Below are 24735 nucleotides of genomic sequence, written 5' to 3'. Positions count from 1 at the left end.
TTAGGCTGCGAGGCGGTTTTCTACTTCGGAGGCAGAAGGGTTGGTTGCTGCGGTTCCGTCCGGGAAGAGGACGGTGGGGACGGTGCGGTTGCCTCCGTTGAGCTGCTCGACGAGTTCGGCCGTGCCATCTACTTCTTCGATGTTGATCTCGGTGTAGCCGATGCCCTTGGCGTCGAGCTGCTTCTTCAGGCGGTTGCAGTAGCCGCACCAGGTGGTCGAGAACATGGTGATGGTGCCGGAGTCGGGAGTGAAGTCCACAGAGCTCTCCTCGGTATTGGTCGTTTCCACGGGTGATTCGTTGGTATCAACCGTAACCCGCAGCCCAATAATTCCCGTGAGGCCGGGATTCGGGGTTACGTCACATTCCGGGCTGGTGTGTGCTTGGGCGACACGGCAGACTGTTCCCATGTGTGGACGTTATGTAATGGCCCGTGCCGTGGGGGATCTGCTGGCTGACTTTGATGCCGAACTTGAAAACGAGATCGCCCTGGAAAAATCGTGGAATGTGGCTCCAACGGATGCTGTTCCGATTGTGCTGGAAAGGCTCGTGGACGATGGATTAAAGCGGCAGTTGCATGTTGCGCGTTGGGGATTGGTGCCCTCGTGGGCGAAAGATCCCAAAGGCGGCGCCCGCCTGATCAATGCCCGCAGTGAGACCCTCCTGGAGAAGCCGTCCTTCCGAAAGGCTGCTGCGGCAAGGCGGTGCGCTGTTCCTGCCGATGGCTATTACGAGTGGAAGAAGGGCGAGGGGAAGTCAAAGCAGCCGTACTACGTGCATCCGGCGGATGGCGGGGGCGTGGTGTTTGCCGGGTTGTATGAATGGTGGCGGGACCAGTCAGCCTCTGATGATGATCCGGCCCGTTGGCTGCTGTCCATGTCGATTCTCACGGCGGACACCCCGACGGCCGAGTCGGCCATGACCCGGCGGAGTGCCTCGGTGTTCGACGAGCTGACTGCCCTGCATGACCGCGTTCCACTGCCCATGAGCAAGGACACGATGGAAGCCTGGTTGAATCCGCGCGAAGATGATGCTGCCGGCCTTGTGGATCTGGTGCGGTCAAAGGCGCACGACGCCGCTGCCAGCTGGACGCTCGACGCGGTGGGTGCCGCCGTCGGCAATGTCCGCAACAACGGACCGGAACTCATTGAGCCGGTGGAGGGCCTTTTCTAGCTGGAGCTGTTCCCCTGGCTAGAGCTGTTCTTGCAGCTAGAGCGCTTCCGTGACCGGAACGCCGGCCTGGAATTCGCGGCCGTCCGCTTCGCTGAAGGCCGTCATGACGTGGCCTTTACTGAGTCCATGGATGGCGGACATCGGGAAGTTTCCGGTGATCACGTTCCCGGAGTGTTCCACGCCCTTGATGTCGTAGTTTTCCTCGGCACTGAGTGAGTGGTTGAAGGAGTAGAACGAGATCGCTTCTCCATTCATGAACTCAATGCCCAGCCTGCGTTGGGAGGAATAGTCCTCGCTGGCAGCAACAAGGCCCACGACATAAGCGCCGGAGCCCGGTATGTTGCCTTCGATTTCGAATCTCGCAACGAGGTTGTCATCTGCGGCGGAGATACTGACCTGCTTCAGGAGTGCGTCATTGGTGCTCATGCCACAATCCTGCTCTGTGGACCCGCCCGCGTCCACCCCTTTGCTTCATCCCTCCAAGAGTCGCCGGACGTTGGCTGCCACTGTGGTTTGGTCCATCGCCTGGCCGCGGCGTGCTGTCAGGAGGTGCATGGCCAATCCGTCGCCGTAGTCCGATACGGCTTCTGCACGGGCCCTTGGGTCGGTAATGCCCATGGAATCGAGCATCTGTTCAAGAGCTGAAAGCATCCGCTCGTGCCCGGCGGCCACCACCTCGGGTTGGTCCAGGGCAAAGGTGAACCGTGCGCGGGTCAGGTCAGAGTGATTGTTTGCGAGCCGGAGCAGTGCTCCCGCGAGCTGTTCCGCCAAGGCGGCTACCGACGTCGGGACCCCTGATCCACCTTGCTGCTGCAGCAGGAGCGAATCCCGTTCTTCAACGCGGTCGACGGCGGCAGCTACCAACGCGGCACGGTTGCGGAAGTAATTGGAGGTCGTTCCGACGGCCACGCCGGCTTCGGCGTCAACGGCGCGGTGGGTCAGTCCCTTGAGACCTTTGGCGGCCACCACGGCGAGGGCCGCGTCGGCAAGATCGGTTCGTCTGTCCGGCATGGCGAAAGTCTAGTCTTTAACCTCACAATTACTACAAATGTAGTAGTACATTGGCACCATGAAAAAGGTGGAAATCGTCGGTGGTGGAATAGCAGGCCTCGCCCTTGCGGGAACTCTTGATCCCAGTCAGTTTCATGTCACTGTGCACGAACAGCGGACCGGCCTCCCGGCAGTAGGAACAACCCTGGCCATGTGGCCCGAAGCCCAGAAGGCCCTGGCCTCATTGGGGATCCTTGATGCCGTCCGGGAAAACAGCCCCACCATCACGGGTGGCGCGCTCCGAAGTGCCACAGGGATGCCGTGGCTGAGTGTGGAGGGGCAGAACCTTGTGGGAGTCGCCCGCCACACGCTCCTGCGGCTCCTGGACTCCGCCGTGCCCCCGACGGTCCAGAGACGCAACGGAAAAGTGGATGAGGTTCCAGGCGACGCGTACCTCGTAGTGGCGGCAGACGGAGTGCACAGCATCGTAAGGCGTTCCGTCTGGGGCCAGGGGTGTGCAGCAAAGCTGACCCCCTACCTCGCCGTTCGAGGCGTCATCGCCGAAGAGCCGGGCAGCGAAACCATCGGTGAGTACTGGGGCAGCGGGGACCTCTTTGGCATAGGCCCATCAAGCGGGGGAACCAACTGGTATGCGTCCTTCCGCTCCGGGATGGGACCCGAGCGAATTGACGTCGGCGAAGCCCTGGCAGTGGCGCGCCGCCGCTACGCCGGGCACTCGGAAAGTATCCAGCATGTCCTGCAAGCAGCGACGCCCGAAACATCATTGGCACAACGCATATGGATCACCCCGCCGCTAAGGCGCTATTCCCGGGACAACGTAGTCCTCATCGGCGACGCGGCCCACGCCATGGCACCCAACCTCGGGCGGGGCGCTTGTGAGTCGCTGATAGACGCCGTCGCCTTGGGCAAGCTCGTCAACACCCTGCCACTGGACCAGGCCCTTGGCGCCTACAACCGTCAACGCGTTCTTCGGACCCAGCAATACCGCATCGGTTCATCCTTGATGATGCGCGTGGCGCTCGCAGAAGGTGCCCAACCCCTGCGCGACAAGATGCTCGACCTTGCTGCGAAGCGAAAGTCCAAGGCGCCCCGAAGGAGCAAAACTTCCCAGTAGGTTTTGTCGGAGGGGCAACGTAAACTGGATACATTCGAACATACATTCGAACAGTAATTGCTCACAGGCAAGGAGTGTGGATATGGGACTTTTCAGTGAGTCCGTGGACGTCATCTGCACGGATACAGGCCAGCCGCAGGAAATCCAGTGGAAAGGAACCCGCTACGTCGTTACCAACGAACCCCTCAGATGGTATGAACGACGCCAATGGTGGGTAGAAGAAAGCCGGGCACCACTGGGAAGCGGCGCAGGCTTGGTGGATCACGAAATCTGGCGGGTCCAACTCCAGACCCCGCAGGACGAAAGGCAAACCCGCAAAACCATCACCCTTGACCTCGTCCGCCATCTTGCCAGCGGCCGCTGGCGGCTCCTGCGTATCCACGACGCCGCACCGGCCCAGGCAGTCGAACCAGACGAAGCCGCCTGAACCTTGAGCTTTACACACCTGCACGTCTCCACAGCCTTCAGCGCCCACTATGGTGTCTCCTGGCCGGACGAACTTGCCCAGTCAGCCGCAGCAGACGGCGCAACAGCGCTCGCCTGTACTGACCGGGACGGCCTATACGGCACCATCAAACACCTCAAAGCATGCATGGACGCCGGTATCGACCCCATCATCGGCGTGGACCTGGCCATATTCGACGACGACGGCGACCACCGCACCCAAGTAGCGGGCCGCGTCGTCGTACTCGCCCACGGCAACAACAACGGCGCCGGCTACCGGGCACTCTGCCGACTCGTCTCAGATGCCCATGCCCGCACCTCCGGCAAAGCCGGGGGAGTAGTGCCCGTCGCCGTAACAAGGGCAGAACTCGCATCACGCACACTGGACCCAAAAACCCTCAAACCCGTGCTAACCGTCCTCATAGGACCGGACTCCGATGTAGGCCGGGCCATGGGAGGGCGGAAATATCTTCGCCCCCGGACACTCTTCAAACAATGGATCGACGCCATGCCGCCCGGGACAATCGTCGCCGAAGCCGTATCCCACCTCAGCGCCCCTGGAGAGCCCCTCAGCACATCCCACGCAGTGCGCATGCTCAAACTCGCCCTTGAATACAACATCCCCGCCATCCTCAGCAACGCCGTCCGCTACTGCGCCCAGGACGGCGCCCCCACCGCAGACGTCCTGGACTCTGCACGCACACTAAAATCCCTCCCCGAACTCTCCGCAGCCCCACTGCTCCAACCCACAGGCCATCTCCAACCAACCGGCCAGCTCCAACCAACCGGGCAGGGTTGGTTGAAAAACGCCCAACAAATGCTCCAACTCGGCAAGGAAATCATGGGCGCCGCAGGCCAAGGAGCAGCAGGGCTGAACAAGCTGCTCTCCAACACAGAAGCGCTCGCCGACAAATGCCGTATCGATCCCGTCCTGGACATGGGATGGAAAAAGCCCGTTGTTCCCGAAGCTTCCATCATCGGCATCGACCAGGACCCCATGCTGGAACTCACCCAACGATGTGAGGCAGGAATCACCCGGCGCTTCCCCGGCATCAACGGCAATGCGGAAATACAGATGCGCTCGCGGTTGCAGCATGAGCTGGGGATCATCGACAAACTCGGCTTTGCCTCCTACTTCCTCACTGTTGCGGAAGTATCCAGAATGATCATCGAGATGGGCGTCCGTGTTGCTGCCAGAGGTTCCGGAGCCTCCAGCCTGGTCAACTATCTGATCGACATCAGCCAAGTGGATCCCATCCGGCATGACCTCATTTTCGAACGGTTCCTCTCGGGTCGCCGATCCACCCTTCCCGATATTGACATCGACGTCGAAAGCGCCGAACGGCACAACGTCTACCGGAAGATCTTCGAGCGCTTCGGAGCCGAACGGGTGACCCTGATGAGTATGCAGAACGGGTACAGGGCCCGTGGTGCTGTCCGCGATGCCGGCATGGCTCTTGGCATGGATGATGGTGAAATCGGCGAAATTGCCAAGCAGTTGTGGCGGTTCTCCGCGCGCAAATTCAGGGAGGCATTGGTTGAAAAGCCTGAACTCCGGGAATTTGCCGGACGGGTGGAGGCCGGCCGTGAAGGGCCCGTGGGCATGGAGGAAAACCAGCAGTTGGACCTGTTGGTGGATCTCACTGAAAGGTTGGACCGCCTTCCCCGGCACATTTCCATGCACCCGTGCGGGGTGATCCTGGGAGACGCCACGCTCCTGGACAGGACACCGGTGCAGCCCAGCGGTTTGGGGCTGCCCATGAGCCAGTTCGACAAACACGACATGGATCCCATGGGAATGCTCAAACTGGATGTCCTGGGTGTGCGGATGCAAAGTGCCATGGCATTTGCGGTGCGGGAGGTTATCCGCCTGCACCCTTCCAAAGCGGAGGTAGTGGCGGCGGGCCACCATCCGGTGGAGCCGGGAAGCACAGGTCCGGACTATATTGCGGAGGACGGACTGATTGACCTCAATGCAGTGCCATTCGACGACGAGCCCACCTATGAGTTGATCCGCAGTACCCATACGTTGGGCTGCTTCCAGATTGAGTCTCCTGGCCAGCGTGAGCTGATTGGGAAGATGGCACCGCGGGAATTCAATGACCTCATTATCGATATTTCCTTGTTCCGGCCCGGGCCCATGAAGTCGGACATGGTCCGTCCGTTCCTTGAACACCGGCATGGCTTCGCGCCAGAGGTCTACCCGCATCCGGACCTTAAGCCCGTTTTGCAGGAAACCCATGGCGTTACGGTTTTCCATGAGCAGATCCTGAAGACCTTCCATGTCATGACAGGGTGTGGTTTGGACCGGGCAGACGAGTTTCGAAGGGCCTTGGGTGACGAGCTCCACGAACCTGAAGTAGAGAGGTATTTCCGTCGGGAAGCGATCCAGAGATACTCCCCGGAGGTCGTGGACAAAGTGTGGGGAACCCTCAAAGCCTTCGGCAGCTTTGGTTTCTGCAAAGCCCATGGAGCTGCCTTTGCTGTGCCTACCTATCAATCGGCATGGCTGAAGGCACACCACCCTGAAGCGTTCCTTGCAGGGCTGTGGGAACACGACCCCGGGATGTACCCCAAACGGCTGCTGGTTGCTGAGGCCCGCCGCCTGGGTATTCCCATCCTGCCCTTGGATATTAATCGCAGCCAGGCTGAATACAGGGTGGAAAGAATCCTGGAGGGCCAAAATTCCGGCAAGCTCGGCATCCGCTTGAGCCTGAACGGAATATATGGACTGTCCGGAGCGGAGCTGAAGCGGATCATAGCGGGTCAACCCTATGACTCCCTCGCGGACCTCAGGGCCAGGGCCAGGGTGAGCAAACCGAATATCAAGAGGCTCGCCCAACTCGGAGCCTTCGATGCCCTGCACCGGGATGCCGGCGGAACTACAAACCGTGCCGATCTGGTGCAGCACTTGCAAGCACTCCAGGGCAGTCCCTCCAAGAAGGCCAGCGGGGTCATTGAAGGGCAATTATCCCTACCACTTGGTGATGTGGAGTTGCGGAACCTTGCTGCTGGACTACCTGAGCCCAGCATGGTGGAGAACGTGCGGGCAGAGCTTGATCTCATGGCAGTGGATGTGAGTGAGCATCTGATGGAAAGCCATAGGCCTTTGCTGGACAAGCTTGGCGTCACTACGGCGGATAAACTCCTGGGTCTTCGCAACGGCACCGAGGTACTGGTTGCCGGCGTCCGGATCGCAACGCAGACACCTCCCATGCGGGGTGGGCGCCGCGTGGTGTTCATCAGCATCGACGACGGTACAGGCTGCGTGGATACTGTCTTCTTTCATGAAGCGCAGGAAGAATCGGGTCCACTCCTGTTCGGTACCCGGCTTCTGCTGATCCGCGGAACTACGCGAAGAACAGGACCCAAGGGAATCAGCCTCAGTGCCAGCAAAGCCTGGGACCTTGGCCGCCCCGAAACTTTGCCGTTCGCCGAAGTCCTGCCACCCGGCGTCGGGCTTGCGCCTGAATTCACTCATTCAGGGCCCCTTGAGGGTATCTCCAGGAACCTGGCCATCACGGGCCTCGGGAGCTGACCCGTGGCGTCGGCGCGCTGCTTTGGCCGCCTTCGTCCAAACAGATACGATTGACGATGGCTGGCTGTGGTCCCCGTACGCCACAAGCTACGAAGCCTTCACTATGAATAGGAGACACCCGTGTCAGATGCCCAACAGATCACCCTCATCGTCGATGGCGAAGAGACCAAGGTGACGGAAGGGACTACAGGCGCGGAACTCTTCTTCGAGCGCCGCGACGTCGTTGTTGCCCGCGTCAATGGTGTACTGAAGGATCTTGACCAGGTTCTCACCGAGGGTGCAGACGTCGAAGGTGTCACCATTGAATCCCCTGACGGACTCAACGTTCTCCGTCACTCCACCGCGCACGTTATGGCCCAGGCCGTCCAGCAGTTGCGGCCTGATGCCAAGCTTGGCATCGGTCCGTACATTACTGACGGCTTCTACTTCGACTTCGACGTCGCCGAGCCGTTCACCCCTGAAGACCTTCGCCAGCTGGAAAAGATGATGCAGAAGATCATCAACCAGAACCAGAAGTTCGTCCGCCGCGTGGTCACCGAAGAAGAAGCCCGCGAAGCCATGGCCGGCGAACCCTACAAGCTGGAGCTGTTGGGCAAGAAGAACGACGCCGCCGACGCCGGAGAAGGCGTGAACGTTGAAGTCGGTGCGGGCGACATCACTATCTACGACAATGTGGACCGCAAGAGCGGCGAAAGCGTCTGGTGCGACCTCTGCCGCGGACCGCACCTGCCCAACACCAAGATCATCTCCAACGCGTTCGCGCTGACGCGCTCATCCTCCGCATACTGGCTGGGCAACCAGAACAACCAGCAGCTTCAGCGAATCTACGGCACTGCATGGCCCACCAAGGAAGCCCTCAAGGCTTACCAGGAGCGCATCGCAGAGGCAGAGCGCCGCGACCACCGGAAGCTGGGTGTGGAGCTGGATCTGTTCTCGTTCCCGGACGAACTCGGATCGGGCCTTCCTGTGTTCCACCCCAAGGGCGGCATCATCCGCAAGGCCATGGAGGACTACTCCCGTCAGCGCCACGTGGACGCCGGCTATGAGTTTGTTTACACCCCGCACATCACCAAGGGACACCTTTACGAGGTCTCCGGCCACCTTGACTGGTACAAGGACGGCATGTTCCCCGCGATGCAGGTGGATGCCGAGCTCAACGCGGACGGCACTGTGCGCAAGCCCGCCCAGGATTACTACCTGAAGCCGATGAACTGCCCCATGCACAACCTCATCTTCCGCTCACGTGGCCGGTCCTACCGCGAGCTGCCGTTGCGCCTCTTCGAATTCGGCTCGGTGTACCGGTACGAGAAATCCGGTGTTGTCCACGGACTGACCCGCGTCCGTGGAATGACACAGGACGACGCCCACATCTACTGCACCCGCGAGCAGATGAAGGACGAACTCACCACCACACTGAACTTCGTCCTTGGCCTCCTCAAGGACTACGGCCTGGATGATTTCTACCTCGAACTCTCCACCAAGAACGAGGAAAAGTTCGTAGGTGACGACGCCGCCTGGGAGGAAGCCACCCGCACACTCGCCGAGGTTGCAGAGGCGTCAGGGCTGAACCTGGTACCGGACCCGGGTGGAGCAGCGTTCTATGGGCCGAAGATTTCCGTTCAGGCAAAGGACGCCCTGGGCAGGACCTGGCAGATGTCCACGATCCAATTGGACTTCAACCTGCCTGAACGCTTCGAGCTGGAGTACCAGGCAGCCGATGGAACACGTCAGCGTCCCGTCATGATTCACCGCGCCCTCTTCGGATCGGTGGAGCGCTTCATGGGCGTTCTTACCGAGCACTACGCCGGCGCCTTCCCCGCATGGCTGTCTCCCGTCCAAGTGGTTGGCATCCCTGTGGCCGAGGCATTCAACGACTACATGTTCGACGTCGTTGACCAGTTGAAAGCCGCAGGAATCCGTGCCGAGGTGGACATCTCTTCAGACCGTTTCCCGAAGAAGATCCGCACGGCCAGCAAAGACAAGGTACCGTTCGTCCTGATCGCCGGCGGTGAGGACGCCGAGGCAGGTGCTGTCTCGTTCCGCTTCCGTGATGGCAGCCAGGACAACGGCGTGCCCGTGGCAGAGGCGGTCCGCAGAATCGTGGACGCTGTCAAGAACCGCGAAAGCTGACGGAACGGACAATAGACGGTGCAGGAGAACACAGGCGCGGCAGCTGACCTTCCGGGCGACGCCGAAGTAACCGATGACTTCGGCTTGGCAGGTGTTCCGGACGCTTTTCAGCGCCTGTGGACTCCCCACCGCATGGCCTACATCAAAGGCGGACAGGACCAGTTCAAGAACAAGGACGACTGCCCGTTCTGTGTGGGACCCACCCGTAGCGATGAGGAGTCCCTCATCGTCTATCGTGGCAGGACCTGCTACGTCGTGCTCAACCTTTTCCCCTACAACCCGGGCCACCTGCTGATCTGCCCCTACCGCCATGTTCCGGACTACACGGACATCACGGTGGAAGAAACGGCGGAATTCTCCGAGCTCACCCAGACGGCCATGCGGGTGCTGCGGAAGGTTTCCAACCCCAGCGGCTTCAACCTCGGCATGAACCAGGGTGTCACCGGTGGAGCAGGAATCGCAGCGCACCTGCACCAGCACGTTGTGCCGCGCTGGGGCGGGGACGGAAACTTCTTCCCCATCATCGCCCAGACCAAGGCCATTACGCAGACACTCGACGAGGTCCGCAAACTGGTGGCCGAAGCCTGGCCGGGGGAGTCGAATGCTCAATAGGCATGCGCGTGGTTTCTTTACTTCCCTCTTCACCCCCCTGGCACGTTGGCTACTCAAGATTGGCGTATCTCCCGACGCAGTGACCGTGGCTGGCACAGCAGGGGTCATTCTCGGCGGACTGGTTCTGTATCCGTTGGGATACCTGTGGTGGGGTTCGGTGGCGGTGGCATTCTTCGCGTTCTCGGACGTCGTGGATGGCATTATGGCCCGCTTGCAAGGCAGAAGCGGCGGTTGGGGAAACTTCCTCGATTCCACCTTGGACCGGTTGGCGGACGGCGCCATCTTTGCGGGGCTGACCATCTGGTTCTTCACCAAAGGTGGGGATCCGGCAATTGGAACTGCCGCCGTCGTTTGCCTGGTACTGGGCATGGTGGTGTCCTATGCGCGGGCAAAGGCCGAATCACTGGGCTATCAAGCAAGCGTTGGCATTGCCGAGCGTGCCGAGCGTTTAGCTTCGGTGCTTCTCATCACCGGGCTTACGGGTCTTGGACTTCCAGCAGTGGTGCTCTTCGCGACCCTGATCCTTCTCGCGCTTGCCAGTGTGGTCACTATCGTCCAAAGAATGGCGACTGTCCGCAAGCAAGCGATGGCCGAGGCATAGGAAACTGGCATCTGACCAGAGTCCGTGAGTAGCAGTTGTGCAGGTGTCCTATAGCAGGCCCTCTTCTTGGCCGCGTATGCGGTAATGAATGTACTGCCACCCGGCAACGTGCGACTACTATTACTAGTACTTGGTCACCTTGACCTGAAAATCCGGTGTGCGCTGATTGCGGTCGTGTGGCTGCGTGAGCCACCGGCGAAAAGGTCGTTTATCTACCCATAGGGGTTTTTGTGTCTACACCAGATGTAAGCAACGAAGCCGGTTCGTCCGCGAACAGCGTCACGGGCAGCAGCCGCGTCAAGCGGGGCATGGCAGAGATGCTCAAGGGCGGCGTCATCATGGACGTCGTTAACGTCGAGCAGGCCCGTATCGCCGAGGACGCCGGTGCCGTCGCCGTCATGGCGCTCGAGCGCGTACCCGCCGACATCCGCGCCCAGGGTGGCGTGTCCCGCATGTCCGATCCCGACATGATCGATCAGATCATCGCCGCCGTGTCCATCCCGGTCATGGCCAAGGCCCGCATCGGCCACTTCGTCGAAGCCCAGGTCCTGCAGTCCCTCGGCGTGGACTACATCGACGAGTCCGAGGTCCTGACCCCGGCCGACTACATCAACCACATCGACAAGTGGAACTTCACCGTTCCCTTCGTCTGTGGTGCCACCAACCTTGGTGAGGCCCTGCGCCGCATCAACGAGGGCGCGGCGATGATCCGTTCCAAGGGCGAAGCCGGCACCGGCGATGTTTCCAACGCCACCGGGCACATGCGCAAGATCCGTTCCGAGATCGCCAAGCTCGCAGCCCTTCCCGAGGACGAGCTCTATGTCGCGGCCAAGGAACTGCAGGCCCCGTACGAACTGGTCAAGGAAATCGCTGCCACGGGCAAGCTTCCCGTTGTCCTGTTCACCGCCGGTGGCATCGCGACCCCGGCTGATGCTGCCATGATGATGCAGCTCGGCGCCGACGGCGTGTTCGTTGGCTCCGGCATCTTCAAGTCCGGCAACCCCGCCGAGCGCGCTGCCGCCGTCGTGAAGGCCACCACGTTCTACGACGACCCCGATGTCATTGCCAAGGTCTCCCGCGGCCTGGGCGAAGCCATGGTCGGCATCAACGTCGACGAAATCCCGCAGCCCCACCGCCTCGCAGAACGCGGCTGGTAAGCAGCAAAAGAAGTACGACGCCGGGTCGGTCACCTTAGTGAGGTGACCGGCCCGGCGTCGTTATTACTCCAGTCCCCGGCGCTTCAGGAGGGGTTCGAGCTCGGCATCGCGCCCACGGAACGTGCGGAAGGATTCCAGTGGATCCCGGCTGTTACCCGTCGATAACAGCTCGGATCTGAACCGCTCCCCGTTTGCACGGGTCAGGCCGCCGTTTTCCTTGAACCACTCAACGGTGTCCGCGTCCAGGACTTCGCTCCAGATGTAGGAGTAGTAGCCGGCAGCATACCCGGCGCCGGCAAAGATGTGCTGGAAGTAGCCGGTGCGGTACCGCGGCGGAATCAACGGGTGCGCGATACCGGCGTCGGCGAGGGCCTTGGCTTCAAAGGCAAGGACATCCGCAGGGACTTCTTCCGTGGAGAGCACATGCCATGCCACATCCAGCAACGCTGCTCCCAGGTATTCCGTGGTCGCGAATCCCTCACCCCACAGCAGGGATTCGTTGATTCTGTCCACGATCTCCTGTGGGAGCGCTTCGCCTGTGGCGTAGTGGCGGGCGTAGTTCTTCAGGACTTCCGGCCACATGATCCACATCTCGTTGACCTGCGACGGGTATTCCACGAAGTCCCGCGGCACGGACGTTCCGGAGAACCGGGGATAGGTCACGTCGGAGAACAGTCCGTGGAGCGCGTGGCCGAATTCATGGAATACCGTCCGGACCTCGTCCAGGGACAGGAGAGCAGGTTCGCCCGGCGCCGGCTTGGTGATGTTGAGGTTGTTGATCACCACGGCCTGCGAGCCAAGGAGACGGGACTGTTCCACGAGCGAGTTCATCCAGGCTCCTCCGCGCTTGGATTCCCGTGTGTAATAGTCGCCGAGGAAAAGACCCAGAGCGCTGCCGTCCTCGTTTTGCACCTCCCATACCCGGACGTCCTCGTGGTACCCTGCGAGGTCCGGCCTCTCATGGAACGTGATGCCATAGAGTTGGGTCGCTGCGAAGAAGACGCCGTCGGCCAAGACCGTTTCGAGCCTGAAGTAGGGCCTGATGGCCTGTTCATCCACTTGGTATTTTTCCCGCCGGACCTGCGCGGAATAGTAGGCCCAGTCCCAGGGCTCCAGCGAATGGCCAGCGGATTCGGCCAAAGCGAGGGCTTCGGCTTGGGCGTTGCGGAGCGCTGCAGGTGCCAGGCGGCCCAGCATTGCCTGCACTGCCTCGAAGTCCGGTGCCGTTTGCTGGTCCACCACGAGCTCCGCGAAGTTTCGAAAGCCCAGCAGGCTGGCTTTCTCCGCACGTAAACGGACTGTTGCCGTCACCAGATCGCGGACGTCCAGGCTTCCGCCGTCCGTGCCCCGCCCGAGTGAGGCTTCAAACAGCCGACGCCGGATGGCCTGGTTTTCGAGCGAGGCAAGGGCTGGTTGGTTGCTTGGCTGGATCAGGGTCAGGAGGTACTTGCCTTCGTGCCCCGCAGCCTTGGCGGCCCCGGCAGCGCCAGCGACGTCTTCGGGGGACATGCCGGCCAGGTCCGCTTCGTCGTCGAGGAGAATAGCGCTAGCCTTTATAGCCTCCTTGACGCGCTGGCCGAATTCGGTGCCCTGACGTGAGAGTTCGGCGTTGATTTCCCGAAGGCGGGCCTGGCCGTCGTCGTCGAGTTCAATGCCGGTCTTCCGAAACTCTTTGAGGTATTCCTGGACCAACCGCGCAGCCTCATCATCAAGGCCCGCGGTGTCAATGGCAGCGAAGCGTTCATACAAGCCACCGTTCATGTAGACGGCGTCTTGATGCGCGGCAAACCTGGGCGCGAAGGCCGTCTCCAACTCCCTGATGGCGTCCGATGCATCTGCCGAGACAAGCGTAAAGAACGCCGCCGCGGCCCGGTCCAGCAACCGCCCGGACCTTTCCATGGCCACAGCCGTGTTCTCGAAGGTCGCTGGTTTTGGGTTGGCCGCAATCTGCTGGATTTCACGGAGGTGTTCCTCCAGCCCCGCGTCGATGGCTTCGGCATAGTCCTCTGTGGTGATTGCTTCGAATGGTGGCAGGCCGAACGGCAGGGGGCTGGGACTCAAAAGCGGATTGGTCATGAAGGGACTCTTTCATTTAAGAATCGTGTCCTCAAGAGTGGCTCGCCGGAATCCCGCGCGTTTTGCGCCGTAGGATTGCCCGTATGGGGATCATCACAGCTGGCGGACGTCGCGCGGACCGGCGGCGTTACAGGCCCTCACGACGAACGGGCACCCTGCTGGTGGCCTCAGCAGTTGCGTTGTGCTTGAGCGCCTGTGGAGTAATTGCCGAGAACGATTCCCGGGAGAAGAGCAGCGCCGCTACCGCTCCCGTGGCTCCCACATCCACCCCAACGCCGACACCTACGCCCACCCCTGGCAAGGGACCCGCCTGTCCAGAGTTGCGCTGTACCTCCATCACGGTCACGGGCGACATGCTGATCCATACTCAGTTGTGGCAGCAGGCCCGGGCCGACGCCGCCGCAGGGCAGCCAGGGTACAACTTCGTCCCGCTCCTTGAAGGCCAGCGGCGCTACATCCGCAACAGCGATCTCGCCATTTGCCATCAGGAAACTCCTGTCGCCACTGCCGAAGGTCCGTTCTCCGCGTACCCGTCCTTCAACGTGCCGCCGCAGATCGTTGCCGCCTCCAAAAACGTGGGGTATCAAGCCTGCACTACGGCAAGCAACCACACCATTGACCGGGGGACTGAAGGGTTGCTCCGGACATTGGATGCCATGGATGCTGCCGGGCTCAAGCACACTGGTTCCTACAGGACTGAAGCTGCATCACAGGAAATCCTGATGCTCAAGACAGACGCCGCAACGGTAGCAGTCATCGTTGGCACCTACGGCCACAACGGTCAGATTCCGGAATACCCGTGGCTTGTGGACGAACTTGATCCCACCATCATGATTGCGAAAGCCACCAAAGCCCGTGCGCTTGGAGCCGACATCGTGCTCGGAGTCATGCACGCAGGTGACGAGTACGCCAGCGAGGCCAACGCCCAGCAACAGGAAGTCGCCCACGCATTGGTGGACAGTGGGCAATTCACCATGGTTTATGGACACCACACGCACTCGGTGCTGCCGATTGAAAACTACAAGGGCACGTGGATTGTCTATGGACTGGGTAATGGCGTGACGGAATTGTCGCCCTGGTATGTAGTCAACAACGAAGGACTGCTGGTCCGTGCGCAGTTCAGCCAAAACGCGGCGGGTGTTTGGGCTGCCTCGGATCTCGCGTGGGCGCCGTCGGTGATTGTCCGGGATCCCTACCGCTGGTGCTCAGTGGCCAGCGACGCACCGCAGGGAGTCTGCGCTTCCCCGGCTGCCGATGCAGAGACCCATCAGCGCACCCAAGCCGTGGTCGAGTCGATGGGCGCAGCAACAGCCGGCGCCCACGAGTTGCTCATTACCAAGGAAAAATAGCTTCTAGCGTGGTCGCCGGGCAGCATGCTCCCGCGCGAGGCGGGCGTAGTCGTCGTCGGGCGTTCCCGGCACGAAAGTGCCATATTTCCGTTCCGCGGCCGTGCGGATCAGGAAGTCGGCGATCGCCGGGTTCTTGGGCAGCAGCGAACCATGCAGGTAGCTGGCCACCACGTTGCGGTAGCGGGCGCCCTCGTGCCCGTCCTTGCTGTTGTTTCCAGCACCTTTGGTGACTGTCCCCAACGGTTGGACGCCGGGGCCCAGGGTGGTTTGTCCACTGTGGTTCTCGTAGCCCAGGACGTCCCCGAATTCGGAGGACTTGAGCGTGACATTGCCGATCAGCCGCTCATCCGTGCCGTGCGTTTCGACGTCGAGGATACCGATCCCGGGAATGACAGGTCCTGCGCTGGTCTTAAAGAACTTTCCGAAGAGCTGGTAGAGCCCGCAAATGACCAGCATCGGTGCGCCGCCATCCGCGAGATCCCGCAAATGATCGGCACGGGCCTGTAGATCATCCTGAATAACCAGCTGGCCGCTGTCCTGCCCGCCGCCGCCCACGATGATGTCAACGTCCCCGGGAAAGTCATCGCCTACGTTGTATTCAAGCAGCTCCGGCGTGTAGCCATGCCACTTGATGCGTTGCTGGAGGACCAGGGCATTGCCCCAGTCACCGTAAATATTCATGTCCCGCGGGTACAGCTGGAGGACGCGGATGGTTCCTTTGGTCGGCTGTGCTTCCGAGGTCATGAGACCACCTCAACTATGGTGATTTTGGCCAGTTCGCGACGGATCGCGAGCATGGCGGTGTACGTGCAGAAAATCCGCTTGGGCTTGCCTCGCGAGCCGTCGATAAATGCATGGAGCGCCGAGGTTATGTCGGTCTCGACTGTACCGAAGCGGACCTCGTCGTATTGCAATCGCAGGGCCATGTCGTAGGCGCGGACGCCGGTAAGGACCTCGACGCCATCTTCCCTGAGTGATTCGAAGTCAACGTCCCAGAGCCAGGACATATCCCTGCCATCTGCATAGTTGTCGTTGATGGCGATCATGGTGGCGTATCCACCGGCCGGGAAGGACTTCAGGCCGAGCCGGAAGCCACTGGGATTCTTGACCAGCACAAGCTCCAACGGCTGGCCGTCCACGGTGAGGCTTTCGCCGCGCCCGAAAGCAGGAGCCACGTCACCAAGTGCTTTGACCAGTCTGGGAGTGTCGACGGCTCCCGTACCCAGGATCGCCCTGGCCAGGGAGAGCGCGGCCGCCGCGTTGAAGATGTTGTAGACACCCCGCAGCTTCATGCTCGTGGTGACTGTTTCGCCGTCGAATTCAAAGTCAGCGTCCTGGGCACCCACACGGCGGAGTACGACGTCGGCAGCGGGGCCGTCAGCCACCTCACCCGCGGTGCCGGGCGCCGGCGTATTCGGGGACGACGGTCCGGTGGTGGCGGTGCGCATGTCGTCGTCGTTGGGGAACGTGCTGCGAAGTGATTCATCCAGCCCGAAGTAGCGGACGCTGGGACTGTGGACAGCCCCCGGAACGTTAAGGACGTTGGCAATGCGGGCCACCCGGGGGTCTTCACGGTTCAGCACCACGGTGTCTGTGGTCTTCAGTGCAATGTGTTCGAGCAAACGGGCCGTCTTGTCGATCTCGCCGAACCGGTCAAGTTGGTCCCGAAGGACGTTCAGCAAGAGGCTGAAACGCGGCGGCACCTTGTTCACGAAGTGCACGGCATGTGCTTCGTCGAGTTCGAGGATGGCGACGTCGGCGTCAAGGCGGCCACGCCAGTCAACTTCGCCGAGAAGGGAGGCGGCCACGCCCCGGGTGAAGTTACTGCCTGTGCGGTTGGTGAAGACCTTCAGGCCCTGGCTTTCCAGCAGTTCGACCACCATTTTGGTGGTCGTCGTTTTTCCGTTCGTGCCGCTGACAACAGCCACGCCATGGGGAAGGCTGGACAGCGTTCTCTGCATGAAACCGGGATCGATTTTTTCGACCACCAGGCCGGGGAAAGCAGAGCCGCCGCCCCGGAGCCGGGACAGTGTGCGGACCAGCTTGCCGAGGGGAACGCTGAAGGAAAACATGCTCTGTAATATATCCCAGTTAAGGCATGGAACTTGGCGTTGAGGCCCCTCCTGCTGGCACTCCCGCCTGTCCTCCGGGAGGAGATTGCCGGGCCGGGCCACTATGATGGTCCAATGACCAACCCCCTTTCCGACGCTTCATCACGCGTGGGTGCAGGACTCCGGATCGGCGTACTGGCCCTCCAAGGCGACTTCCGTGAGCACATCCACGCAGTGGAAGCCGCGGGCGCCACGGGTGTGGGCATCCGTCGCCCCGCAGAACTGGATGACGTTGACGGCCTCATCATCCCGGGTGGGGAATCCACCACGATCGACAAACTTTCCAGGATCTTTGAACTCGCGGACCCGCTACGGAAGCGCATCGCCGAAGGCCTTCCGGTGTACGGCTCTTGTGCAGGCATGATTCTGCTTGCCGACGAGATTGCCGATCCCGCTACTGATCTGGACGGAAACCCCCAGCAGACCTTCGGTGGACTGGACATCACAGTGCGCCGCAATGCCTTTGGGCGGCAGCGCGAGTCCTTTGAAACCGACCTCGATTTTAAAGGACTCGAGTTCAGCGCAGGCGAGTCCGGCGTGGATCCGGTGCACGCGGTCTTCATCCGTGGACCCTGGGTGGAACGGGTTGGCCCGGGAGTCGAAGTCCTGGCACAGGTTGATCCGGAGCATGCCAGCCACACCGCCACTTTGCACGGATTGGCTAGAATTGTTGCAGTGCGCTCCGGCCAGCTGTTGGCCACCTCTTTCCACCCGGAAGTCACAGGTGAGAAGCGCGTGCATGAACTCTTTATTCGAATGATCAGAGGAGAAGCGTAAAGCATGTCAGGCCACTCCAAATGGGCGACTACCAAGCACAAGAAAGCCATCATTGATAGCAGGCGTGCAAAGTCGTTCGCAAAGCTGATCAAGAACATCGAAGTTGCTGCGCGCATGGGCGGCCCGGACCTCGCCGGCAACCCAGGCCTGGAACTTGCGGTTACCAAGGCGAAGAAGACCTCGGTTCCGAACGACAACATCGACCGCGCCATCAAACGTGGTGCCGGCCTCACAGGCGAAGTGGTCGACTACACGGAAATCATGTACGAAGCCCGCGGCCCCCAGGGCTCGGCTCTGTTGATCGAGTGCTTGACCGACAACAAGAACCGTGCGGCTTCGGAGGTTCGACTCGCGATTTCCCGCAACGGTGGCACCATTGCAGATCCCGGCTCGGTCAGCTACTTGTTCACCCGCAAGGGCGTCGTCGTGCTGCCAAAGAATGGCCTGAGCGAGGACGACATCCTGATGGCCGTCCTGGACGCCGGCGCAGAGGAAGTCAAGGACAGCGGCGAGAACTGGGAAGTCCATTCCGAGCCCTCTGATCTGCAGGCCATCCGTGACGCCTTGAAGGAAGCCGGCATCGAGTACGAATCCGATGAAGCCGAATTCGTGCCCTCGATGCAGGTGGACCTCGATATTGATGGCGCCCGGAAATTCATGAAACTCGTGGACGCCCTCGAAGACCTGGATGACGTCCAGAACGTCTACAGCAACGCGGACTTCAGTGAGGAAGTGCAGGCTGCCCTTGACGCCGATTAGGCAGGCAGTACTCCTCTTTTGACAACAACCAGGAAGGCCCGGACTTGACTCTTCGCGTATTGGGAGTCGATCCGGGCCTCACCCGTTGCGGCATCGGCGTAGTGGATATCGAGCGGAACCGCCGGGCCACCATGGTGGCTGTTGGTGTGGTGGGGACGTCGGCTGAGTTGACGCTGGACAAGCGGCTTTTGGTCATCGCGCAGGCCATCGACGAGTGGCTGGACCTGCATGAGCCGGACGTAGTCGCCGTCGAGCGCGTTTTTTCGCAGATGAACGTCAGCACTGTGATGGGCGTGGCCCAGGCCTCGGGCGTTGTCATCGCCGCGGCCGCGCGCCGCGGGATTCCCGTCGCCTTGCACACGCCCTCCGAAGTCAAAGCGGCCGTGACCGGAAGTGGAACTGCGAATAAGGACGCGGTCACTAAATTGGTCACTAAAATCCTCCGGCTCGATGCCCCGCCCAAGCCCGCTGACGCCGCGGACGCGCTTGCCCTTGCCCTGACGCATGCCTGGCGGGCAGGCAGCGGAATGGGTGCGCCTCATGCTTCCGGCAAGGATTCGCTCACCCCCGCGCAACGTGCGTGGGCTGAAGCAGAAGCGAAAGCGCGCCGCGCACGCTGATTGTCGGTAGCCCTTGCTAGGGTATTCGTAGATATGTTCGGATAGTCCGCTAACCTCAGGAGCCGGGTCTTGATCAGTTTTCTCCGTGGAACAGTTGCCCACGTTGGCTTGTCGACCGCCGTGATCGACCTCAACGGTGCGGGAATGAGCGTCTTCGCAACGCCGCAGACCTTGAGCCACCTAAAAGTAGGCGCCGAGGCGAAGCTCTTCACTTCCATGATCGTCCGGGAGGATTCGCTCACGTTGTTCGGCTTCGCCGATGATGATGAGCGCGAGGTCTTCGATGTCCTGCTGAGTGTGAGTGGCGTCGGGCCACGGCTGGCTCTGGCCGTACTTGCGGTGCACGAGCCGGAAAGGATCCGCGTAGCTGCGCACACCGGCGATGGCAAAGCGTTCACCAAAGTCCCGGGCATTGGGCCCAAAGTCGCAGGCCGGATAGTCCTTGAACTGGCCGGAAAGCTGGTCCCGCACGGCACAGGCAGGGGCACAGCACCCGCAGTGATCAATACCGTGGAATGGAAGCCCCAGGTAGTGGCTGCCATGACCAGTCTGGGGTGGTCCGAGAAGGACGCCGCGGGAAGCATCGACAAAGCAATGGCCGATTCCCCCGAGCTTGCCGATGACGGTAACGTGGCGCAAATCCTGCGGGCCACATTGCGCTGGCTGGGGCAGGACGGCGCGCGCGCCGGAAACCGTGTAGGTACCCGTGGCTGAGCAATCGCTCGTTGCCGGGGGAGAGGAGCCCGAGGAGCGCGTCATTGAAGCCGCCCTCCGGCCCAAAAACCTGCATGATTTTGTCGGCCAGCACCGTGTTCGCAAGCAGCTTTCGCTGGTGCTTGAAGCTTCGCGGATGCGGGGCCGCAGCGCTGACCACGTACTGCTCTCCGGTCCTCCGGGCCTGGGCAAGACCACCCTTGCCATGATCATTGCCGCGGAGATGAACGCCCCACTGCGTATCAGCAGCGGACCAGCCATCCAGCATGCCGGAGATCTTGCAGCAATTCTTTCCTCGCTGTCCGAAGGGGAGGTGCTGTTCCTTGACGAAATCCACCGCATGTCCCGCCCGGCTGAAGAGATGCTCTACATGGCCATGGAAGACTTCCGTGTGGACATCGTGGTCGGCAAGGGGGCCGGCGCCACCGCCATTCCGCTTGAACTTCCACCCTTCACGCTCGTTGGTGCAACCACGCGCGCCGGGCTTCTGCCGGGCCCTTTGCGGGACCGGTTCGGATTTACCGGCCACCTGGAGTTCTACTCTGTGGCAGAACTCGAACTCGTGCTGCGCCGCTCGGCGGGATTGCTTGACCTGAAGGTCAACTCCGCCGGATTCACGGAGATTGCCGGACGCTCCCGCGGCACGCCACGTATTGCAAACCGCTTGCTTCGCCGCGTCCGCGACTGGGCCCTTGTGCACGGAATAGAACAGATCGAAGCGCGTTCGGCGTCGGCGGCCCTGGATATGTACGAGGTGGATGAACGGGGATTGGATCGCCTTGACCGTGCCGTCCTTGAGGCGTTGATTACCAAATTCAATGGCGGACCGGTGGGTCTTTCAACGCTGGCGATCGCCGTGGGTGAGGAGCCGGAGACTGTCGAAACCGTTGCCGAACCGTACTTGGTGCGCGAAGGACTGCTCGGGCGCACACCCCGTGGCCGTATCGCCATGGCATCCGCATGGACACACCTTGGTTATGCCGTACCGGCGGGCGTATTCGGCCAGGAGACACTTGCCTTGTTTGACGAGGATGAAAACCACGCCGAAAGCGTAGATACCATCGGTTAACACGCTGTATTCAGCTTTTCCCACTAGACTGGTATGACGCTCGGCACGTTCGAGTCCTTGATCCATGCGCCCGCTTCGCGGTGAAGCGCGTTGCTGTGCGGGGTTTACTCCCGGGCCGCAGGATCTGCCGGGGACGTTGCCGTGGACCAAAACGTAAGTAAAGAATGGAACTTCCCTGTGGATCCAATGACCATATTGCTGTTCGTCATGCTTGGACTCTTTGTCTTCATGATGTTCCGCCGCAACAAGAAGACCCAGCAGCAGCAGGCTGCGATGCAGTCCAAGTTCGCTCCGGGCGTCGATGTCATGACCAGCTTCGGTCTTTTCGGACGCATCGTGTCCATCGACGAAGCTGAGAACAAGGTTGTTATCGAGCTGTCTCCCGGAAACGAAGCTACGGTTCACCGCCAGGCCGTCACCAAGGTGATCGAAAAGGCTGAAGAGGAAGCCCCTGTCGTTCCGGACGACGCTTCTTCGCTGACCGTTGCTGATGAGACCCCGGCTGCGACTGAGACGCCGGACGAAACCATCGCGCGCCTCAACAAAGAGGACAAGAAGGACAACTAGCACCGTCAGTCGCGGCAACACCGCGCAAGGACACTTCTACGGCAGCCGAAAGCCGCCGGCAGACGCTTACCAGCGCCCGCCGGCGGCTGTCCGGCGATAAAAGGAAGATCGATAATGGCACGGACCGGCCCCAAAAACTCAGCCCGCAGGGTGCTGACTTGGCTTGGAGCAATATTCGTTGTACTCACCGCTGTCCTGGCTGGCGGAGTCATTTCCGGCCATGCAAGCTGGGCTCCCAAGCTTGCCTTGGACCTTGAGGGCGGCACCCAGATGATCCTGGCACCGCGGGTAGAGGGTTCCAGCGAGATCACCGAGGAACAACTCAACCAGGCAGTTGCCATCATCCGGCAGCGTGTAGACGGCTCCGGTGTTGCCGAAGCCGAGATCAGCACCCAGTCGGGGCGGAACGTGGTGGTGAGCCTCCCGGGAACTCCATCCAAGGAAACCCGTGACCTTATCCAGGCGTCGGCGGACATGAACTTCCGCCCGGTGATCGCTGCGGCTGATCCTGCGGCCATCCCTGTCGAATCCCGTACGCCGGATGACAAGCTGCCCAAGCCCACCGCAGAACCCACCAACGCGAGCGACACCAACTGGGTGACTCCGGAGGTCTACAAGGAATTCGAGGCGCTTGACTGCGTCAACCCTTCCACCGAGAAGCGGGACCGTTCCGATCCGGCGAAGCCGCTGGTGACTTGTGAACCGGCCACGGACAAGACTCCCGCCATCAAGTACATCCTTGGTCCGGTGGAGGTCAAAGGCCAGGACATCAGCTCCTCGTCCTTCTCACAGGTTCAGGGCGCACAAGGCTCGGTGACAAACTCCTGGGGCGTGAACATCACGTTCAACGCCGAGGCAACTGCCAAGTTCAAGGAAGTTACGGAGCGGCTAAACCAGTTCTACACCGCGTCCCTTGCCCAGGGCGGCAACGACCCCAAGGCACAATTCGCCATTGTCCTTGATGACAAGGTCATCTCAGCACCGAGGTCCCTTGCTGTCATCACTGACGGAAAACCGCAGATCACGGGTAACTTCACCCAGGCCTCTGCAAAGGCGCTGTCCGACCAACTCCGCTACGGCGCTTTGCCGATCTCCTTCGAGATCCAGTCCCAGGAACAGATCTCTGCCACGCTCGGTGGGGATCAGCTCCGGCTCGGCCTGCTGGCCGGCCTCATCGGCCTGTTGCTGGTGGTTGTGTACTCGCTGTTCCAGTACCGCGCCCTTGGCTTTGTCACGATCGCTTCCCTGGTTGTCGCCGGTGGCTTGACCTACCTCGCCATCGCCATTTTGGGTTGGACTGAAAACTACCGCCTTTCCCTGGCAGGTGTTGCCGGTCTGATCGTTGCCATCGGACAGACGGCGGACTCGTTCATCGTGTACTTCGAACGAATCCGCGATGAACTTCGTGAAGGCCGCGGGCTCGTGTCCGCCGTCGAGAATGGCTGGAAGCGCGCCAAGCGGACTGTGCTGGCTTCCAAGGCAGTGAACCTGCTGGCAGCGTTGGTCCTTTATTTCGTGGCTGTCGGCAATGTCCGTGGCTTCGCGTTCACTCTTGGCCTCACGGCTGTCGCTGACCTCATCGTGGTGTTCCTGTTCACGCACCCGATGCTGCAGGTCCTTGCCCGCACAAAGTTCTTTGGCGAAGGCCACAGGTTCTCCGGACTCTCACCTGACCGTCTGGGGGCTGTCCCGTTGTATCGGGGAGCCGGACGCCTCCGCACACCGTCCGAGAAGCCGGCCGTTGTCCGTGCACGCAATACAGGTGCCGCGGCTGAAGCAGAACGCCGCATGACCATCGCCGAACGGCGCCTCGCCGAGAAGGGCCAACTGACCGGTCCTTCCAACGGCACCAAGGAGGAGAAGTAATGACCACGAGCTTCGCAACCTTCGGCAACGAGCTTTACACGGGCAAGCGCTCCTACAACTTTGTTGATTCCAAGAAGATCTGGTTCATCATTGCTGCGGTCGCTGTGGCCCTCTCCATCCTGATCCCGGTTTTGAAGGGTGGCTTTAACCTCGGCATCGAGTTCCGGGGCGGTTCGGAGTTCACGGTCTCCAACGTGAAGACCACCGATGCAGGCCTGGGCGAAAAGGCTGTCCATGAAGTCGTATCCGGTGCCGTTCCCCGTGTTGCGAACGTGGCGGGCAACACCATGCGGATCCAGACGGATCAGCTGACCGATGACGAAACCAACCGCATCAAAGAGGGCCTGACCACCGCTTACGGTGTAACGGACAACGAAGTCACATCAAACTTCGTTGGCCCCACGTGGGGCCAGGATGTCACACGCCAGGCACTCATCGGGCTGGTCGTGTTCGTTGGCCTCGCAGCTGTCCTCATGGCTTTGTATTTCCGGACCTGGAAGATGTCACTCTCTGCCTTGGTGGGCATGCTGGTCACGATGTTCACCACAGCGGGCGTCTACGCCCTGAGTGATTTCGAGGTGACGCCGTCGGCCATCATCGGATTCCTGACAGTCCTGAGCTATTCGCTGTATGACACCGTGGTGGTCTTCGACAAGATCCGCGAGAACACAGCAGACATTTCCACTTCCACGCGCCGGACCTTCGGTGAAGAGGTCAACCTCGCGGTCAACCAAACCCTGGTCCGCTCCATCAACACCATGATGGTTGCCGTCCTTCCGGTTGCGGCGATCCTCTTCATCGGGGCCGGATTGCTGGGCGCAGGAACGCTGCGGGACCTTTCCCTGGCGCTGTTCGTCGGAATCCTCATCGGAACGGCAGCGACCATCTTCATCGCGGCACCGCTCTACGCCTGGCTGCGCCAAGGCGAGCCGGACCTCGTGAAGCAGGCCAAGAAGGTGGCCCACCGCAGGGCCGAGGCCACTGTTTAGGCTCTTTCCATCAGGCATTACGCGCTGGAAAAGGACCCCGCTTTACGGCGGGGTCCTTTC

At 61.1% G+C, this 24735-nt stretch carries 24 protein-coding genes; 17 read left to right on the top strand and 7 right to left on the bottom strand.

Annotated elements, in window-relative coordinates; all coding sequences use genetic code 11:
- Complete coding sequence (locus AC6I99_RS12735) at positions 1-258, bottom strand: mycoredoxin (protein ID WP_017197512.1); 258 nt, start codon at positions 256-258, stop codon at positions 1-3.
- Between the two features lie 166 nt (positions 259-424).
- Here AC6I99_RS12735 and AC6I99_RS12730 point away from each other — a divergent pair, with 166 nt between their 5' ends.
- Complete coding sequence (locus AC6I99_RS12730) at positions 425-1171, top strand: SOS response-associated peptidase (protein ID WP_309929914.1); 747 nt, start codon at positions 425-427, stop codon at positions 1169-1171.
- Between the two features lie 36 nt (positions 1172-1207).
- Here the strand turns inward: AC6I99_RS12730 and AC6I99_RS12725 are convergent, their stop codons facing one another.
- Both AC6I99_RS12725 and AC6I99_RS12720 read right to left on the bottom strand, forming a co-directional pair.
- Entirely contained in the window at positions 1208-1597 is a 390-nt protein-coding gene (locus AC6I99_RS12725; RefSeq protein ID WP_216925525.1) for a hypothetical protein, read from the bottom strand.
- A 45-nt stretch (positions 1598-1642) separates the two neighbouring features.
- Positions 1643-2182: a TetR/AcrR family transcriptional regulator gene (locus tag AC6I99_RS12720; RefSeq protein WP_497961050.1), complete on the bottom strand. Its 540-nt coding sequence runs from the start codon at positions 2180-2182 to the stop codon at positions 1643-1645.
- 58 nt (positions 2183-2240) lie between these two features.
- On the opposite strand from AC6I99_RS12720, the gene AC6I99_RS12715 reads away from it, so the two are divergent.
- The 7 genes from AC6I99_RS12715 (at position 2241) to pdxS (ending at position 11778) form a co-directional block, all read left to right on the top strand.
- Positions 2241-3296: an FAD-dependent monooxygenase gene (locus tag AC6I99_RS12715; RefSeq protein ID WP_497961049.1), complete on the top strand. Its 1056-nt coding sequence runs from the start codon at positions 2241-2243 to the stop codon at positions 3294-3296.
- An 82-nt stretch (positions 3297-3378) separates the two neighbouring features.
- Positions 3379-3723 carry a DUF6504 family protein gene (locus AC6I99_RS12710; RefSeq protein ID WP_497961048.1) on the top strand — a complete coding sequence of 115 codons (345 nt, stop codon included), beginning with the start codon at positions 3379-3381 and terminating at the stop codon, positions 3721-3723.
- Between the two features lie 3 nt (positions 3724-3726).
- Positions 3727-7278 (top strand): DNA polymerase III subunit alpha, encoded by a 3552-nt coding sequence (locus AC6I99_RS12705; RefSeq protein ID WP_497961047.1) that lies wholly within the window; start codon positions 3727-3729, stop codon positions 7276-7278.
- Positions 7279-7398: 120 nt separating this feature from the next.
- The gene (thrS, locus tag AC6I99_RS12700) at positions 7399-9408 is read left to right on the top strand and encodes a threonine--tRNA ligase (RefSeq protein WP_224090594.1); all 2010 of its coding nucleotides are present in this window, start codon (positions 7399-7401) and stop codon (positions 9406-9408) included.
- Positions 9409-9426: 18 nt separating this feature from the next.
- Entirely contained in the window at positions 9427-10020 is a 594-nt protein-coding gene (locus tag AC6I99_RS12695; protein ID WP_224090593.1) for an HIT family protein, read from the top strand.
- A complete protein-coding gene (gene pgsA, locus AC6I99_RS12690; RefSeq protein ID WP_497961046.1) occupies positions 10010-10621 on the top strand; it encodes a phosphatidylinositol phosphate synthase in 612 nt (203 codons plus the stop codon). Before AC6I99_RS12695 ends, pgsA begins: the two co-directional genes overlap by 11 nt.
- A gap of 230 nt (positions 10622-10851) precedes the next feature.
- On the top strand, positions 10852-11778 hold the full coding sequence (pdxS, locus tag AC6I99_RS12685) for a pyridoxal 5'-phosphate synthase lyase subunit PdxS (protein ID WP_020608520.1): 927 nt from the start codon (positions 10852-10854) through the stop codon (positions 11776-11778).
- 63 nt (positions 11779-11841) lie between these two features.
- On the opposite strand, the gene AC6I99_RS12680 is transcribed toward pdxS, so the two are convergent.
- Together AC6I99_RS12680 and AC6I99_RS12675 are read right to left on the bottom strand one after the other, a co-directional pair.
- The gene (locus tag AC6I99_RS12680) at positions 11842-13854 is read right to left on the bottom strand and encodes a M3 family metallopeptidase (RefSeq protein WP_497961045.1); all 2013 of its coding nucleotides are present in this window, start codon (positions 13852-13854) and stop codon (positions 11842-11844) included.
- Positions 13855-13981: 127 nt separating this feature from the next.
- Positions 13982-14209, bottom strand: a complete 228-nt coding sequence (locus AC6I99_RS12675) for a hypothetical protein (RefSeq protein ID WP_497961044.1) — start codon at positions 14207-14209, stop codon at positions 13982-13984.
- Here AC6I99_RS12675 and AC6I99_RS12670 point away from each other — a divergent pair.
- Positions 14208-15203: a CapA family protein gene (locus AC6I99_RS12670; RefSeq protein WP_497961043.1), complete on the top strand. Its 996-nt coding sequence runs from the start codon at positions 14208-14210 to the stop codon at positions 15201-15203. The genes AC6I99_RS12675 and AC6I99_RS12670 overlap by 2 nt on opposite strands.
- A 3-nt stretch (positions 15204-15206) precedes the next feature.
- Here AC6I99_RS12670 and AC6I99_RS12665 read toward each other — a convergent pair whose 3' ends face one another.
- Positions 15207-15947 (bottom strand): type 1 glutamine amidotransferase, encoded by a 741-nt coding sequence (locus tag AC6I99_RS12665; RefSeq protein WP_224164489.1) that lies wholly within the window; start codon positions 15945-15947, stop codon positions 15207-15209.
- On the bottom strand, positions 15944-17275 hold the full coding sequence (locus AC6I99_RS12660) for a Mur ligase family protein (RefSeq protein WP_497961042.1): 1332 nt from the start codon (positions 17273-17275) through the stop codon (positions 15944-15946). Before AC6I99_RS12660 ends, AC6I99_RS12665 begins: the two co-directional genes overlap by 4 nt.
- A gap of 114 nt (positions 17276-17389) precedes the next feature.
- Here AC6I99_RS12660 and pdxT point away from each other — a divergent pair, with 114 nt between their 5' ends.
- The 8 genes from pdxT to secF all read left to right on the top strand — a co-directional run bounded on the left by pdxT (position 17390) and on the right by secF (position 24675).
- Complete coding sequence (gene pdxT, locus AC6I99_RS12655; protein WP_216925537.1) at positions 17390-18091, top strand: pyridoxal 5'-phosphate synthase glutaminase subunit PdxT; 702 nt, start codon at positions 17390-17392, stop codon at positions 18089-18091.
- A gap of 3 nt (positions 18092-18094) precedes the next feature.
- Positions 18095-18850: a YebC/PmpR family DNA-binding transcriptional regulator gene (locus AC6I99_RS12650; protein WP_224090590.1), complete on the top strand. Its 756-nt coding sequence runs from the start codon at positions 18095-18097 to the stop codon at positions 18848-18850.
- 44 nt (positions 18851-18894) lie between these two features.
- Positions 18895-19470 (top strand): crossover junction endodeoxyribonuclease RuvC, encoded by a 576-nt coding sequence (ruvC, locus tag AC6I99_RS12645; RefSeq protein ID WP_497944951.1) that lies wholly within the window; start codon positions 18895-18897, stop codon positions 19468-19470.
- Positions 19471-19539: 69 nt separating this feature from the next.
- Positions 19540-20184, top strand: a complete 645-nt coding sequence (gene ruvA / locus AC6I99_RS12640; RefSeq protein WP_224090589.1) for a Holliday junction branch migration protein RuvA — start codon at positions 19540-19542, stop codon at positions 20182-20184.
- On the top strand, positions 20177-21253 hold the full coding sequence (gene ruvB, locus AC6I99_RS12635; RefSeq protein ID WP_497961041.1) for a Holliday junction branch migration DNA helicase RuvB: 1077 nt from the start codon (positions 20177-20179) through the stop codon (positions 21251-21253). The genes ruvA and ruvB overlap by 8 nt, the downstream gene beginning before the upstream one ends.
- Positions 21254-21439: 186 nt before the next feature.
- Complete coding sequence (gene yajC, locus AC6I99_RS12630) at positions 21440-21820, top strand: preprotein translocase subunit YajC (protein ID WP_216925542.1); 381 nt, start codon at positions 21440-21442, stop codon at positions 21818-21820.
- A 114-nt stretch (positions 21821-21934) separates the two neighbouring features.
- Positions 21935-23686 carry a protein translocase subunit SecD gene (gene secD, locus AC6I99_RS12625; RefSeq protein WP_497961040.1) on the top strand — a complete coding sequence of 584 codons (1752 nt, stop codon included), beginning with the start codon at positions 21935-21937 and terminating at the stop codon, positions 23684-23686.
- Positions 23686-24675 (top strand): protein translocase subunit SecF, encoded by a 990-nt coding sequence (gene secF / locus AC6I99_RS12620; protein ID WP_497961039.1) that lies wholly within the window; start codon positions 23686-23688, stop codon positions 24673-24675. The genes secD and secF overlap by 1 nt, the downstream gene beginning before the upstream one ends.
- The last annotated feature ends 60 nt before the right edge of the window (positions 24676-24735 follow it).

The organism is Arthrobacter sp. TmtSoilC77 (assembly GCF_059739415.1).
Note: the sequence above shows the minus strand (reverse complement) of the source record. Positions and strands in the feature narration are given on the sequence as shown.

Excerpts from the sequence above, each read along its gene's own strand:
- AC6I99_RS12730 (WP_309929914.1), top strand. The coding sequence starts at position 425 with ATGGCCCGTGCCGTGGGGGATCTGCTGGCTGACTTTGATGCCGAACTT.
- AC6I99_RS12725 (WP_216925525.1), bottom strand. The coding sequence starts at position 1,597 with ATGAGCACCAATGACGCACTCCTGAAGCAGGTCAGTATCTCCGCCGCA.
- AC6I99_RS12720 (WP_497961050.1), bottom strand. The coding sequence starts at position 2,182 with ATGCCGGACAGACGAACCGATCTTGCCGACGCGGCCCTCGCCGTGGTG.
- AC6I99_RS12715 (WP_497961049.1), top strand. The coding sequence starts at position 2,241 with ATGAAAAAGGTGGAAATCGTCGGTGGTGGAATAGCAGGCCTCGCCCTT.
- AC6I99_RS12710 (WP_497961048.1), top strand. The coding sequence starts at position 3,379 with ATGGGACTTTTCAGTGAGTCCGTGGACGTCATCTGCACGGATACAGGC.
- pgsA (WP_497961046.1), top strand. The coding sequence starts at position 10,010 with ATGCTCAATAGGCATGCGCGTGGTTTCTTTACTTCCCTCTTCACCCCC.
- AC6I99_RS12680 (WP_497961045.1), bottom strand. The coding sequence starts at position 13,854 with ATGACCAATCCGCTTTTGAGTCCCAGCCCCCTGCCGTTCGGCCTGCCA.
- AC6I99_RS12670 (WP_497961043.1), top strand. The coding sequence starts at position 14,208 with ATGCTGATCCATACTCAGTTGTGGCAGCAGGCCCGGGCCGACGCCGCC.
- AC6I99_RS12675 (WP_497961044.1), bottom strand. The coding sequence starts at position 14,209 with ATGTCGCCCGTGACCGTGATGGAGGTACAGCGCAACTCTGGACAGGCG.
- AC6I99_RS12665 (WP_224164489.1), bottom strand. The coding sequence starts at position 15,947 with ATGACCTCGGAAGCACAGCCGACCAAAGGAACCATCCGCGTCCTCCAG.
- AC6I99_RS12660 (WP_497961042.1), bottom strand. The coding sequence starts at position 17,275 with ATGTTTTCCTTCAGCGTTCCCCTCGGCAAGCTGGTCCGCACACTGTCC.
- pdxT (WP_216925537.1), top strand. The coding sequence starts at position 17,390 with ATGACCAACCCCCTTTCCGACGCTTCATCACGCGTGGGTGCAGGACTC.
- AC6I99_RS12650 (WP_224090590.1), top strand. The coding sequence starts at position 18,095 with ATGTCAGGCCACTCCAAATGGGCGACTACCAAGCACAAGAAAGCCATC.
- yajC (WP_216925542.1), top strand. The coding sequence starts at position 21,440 with ATGACCATATTGCTGTTCGTCATGCTTGGACTCTTTGTCTTCATGATG.
- secD (WP_497961040.1), top strand. The coding sequence starts at position 21,935 with ATGGCACGGACCGGCCCCAAAAACTCAGCCCGCAGGGTGCTGACTTGG.
- secF (WP_497961039.1), top strand. The coding sequence starts at position 23,686 with ATGACCACGAGCTTCGCAACCTTCGGCAACGAGCTTTACACGGGCAAG.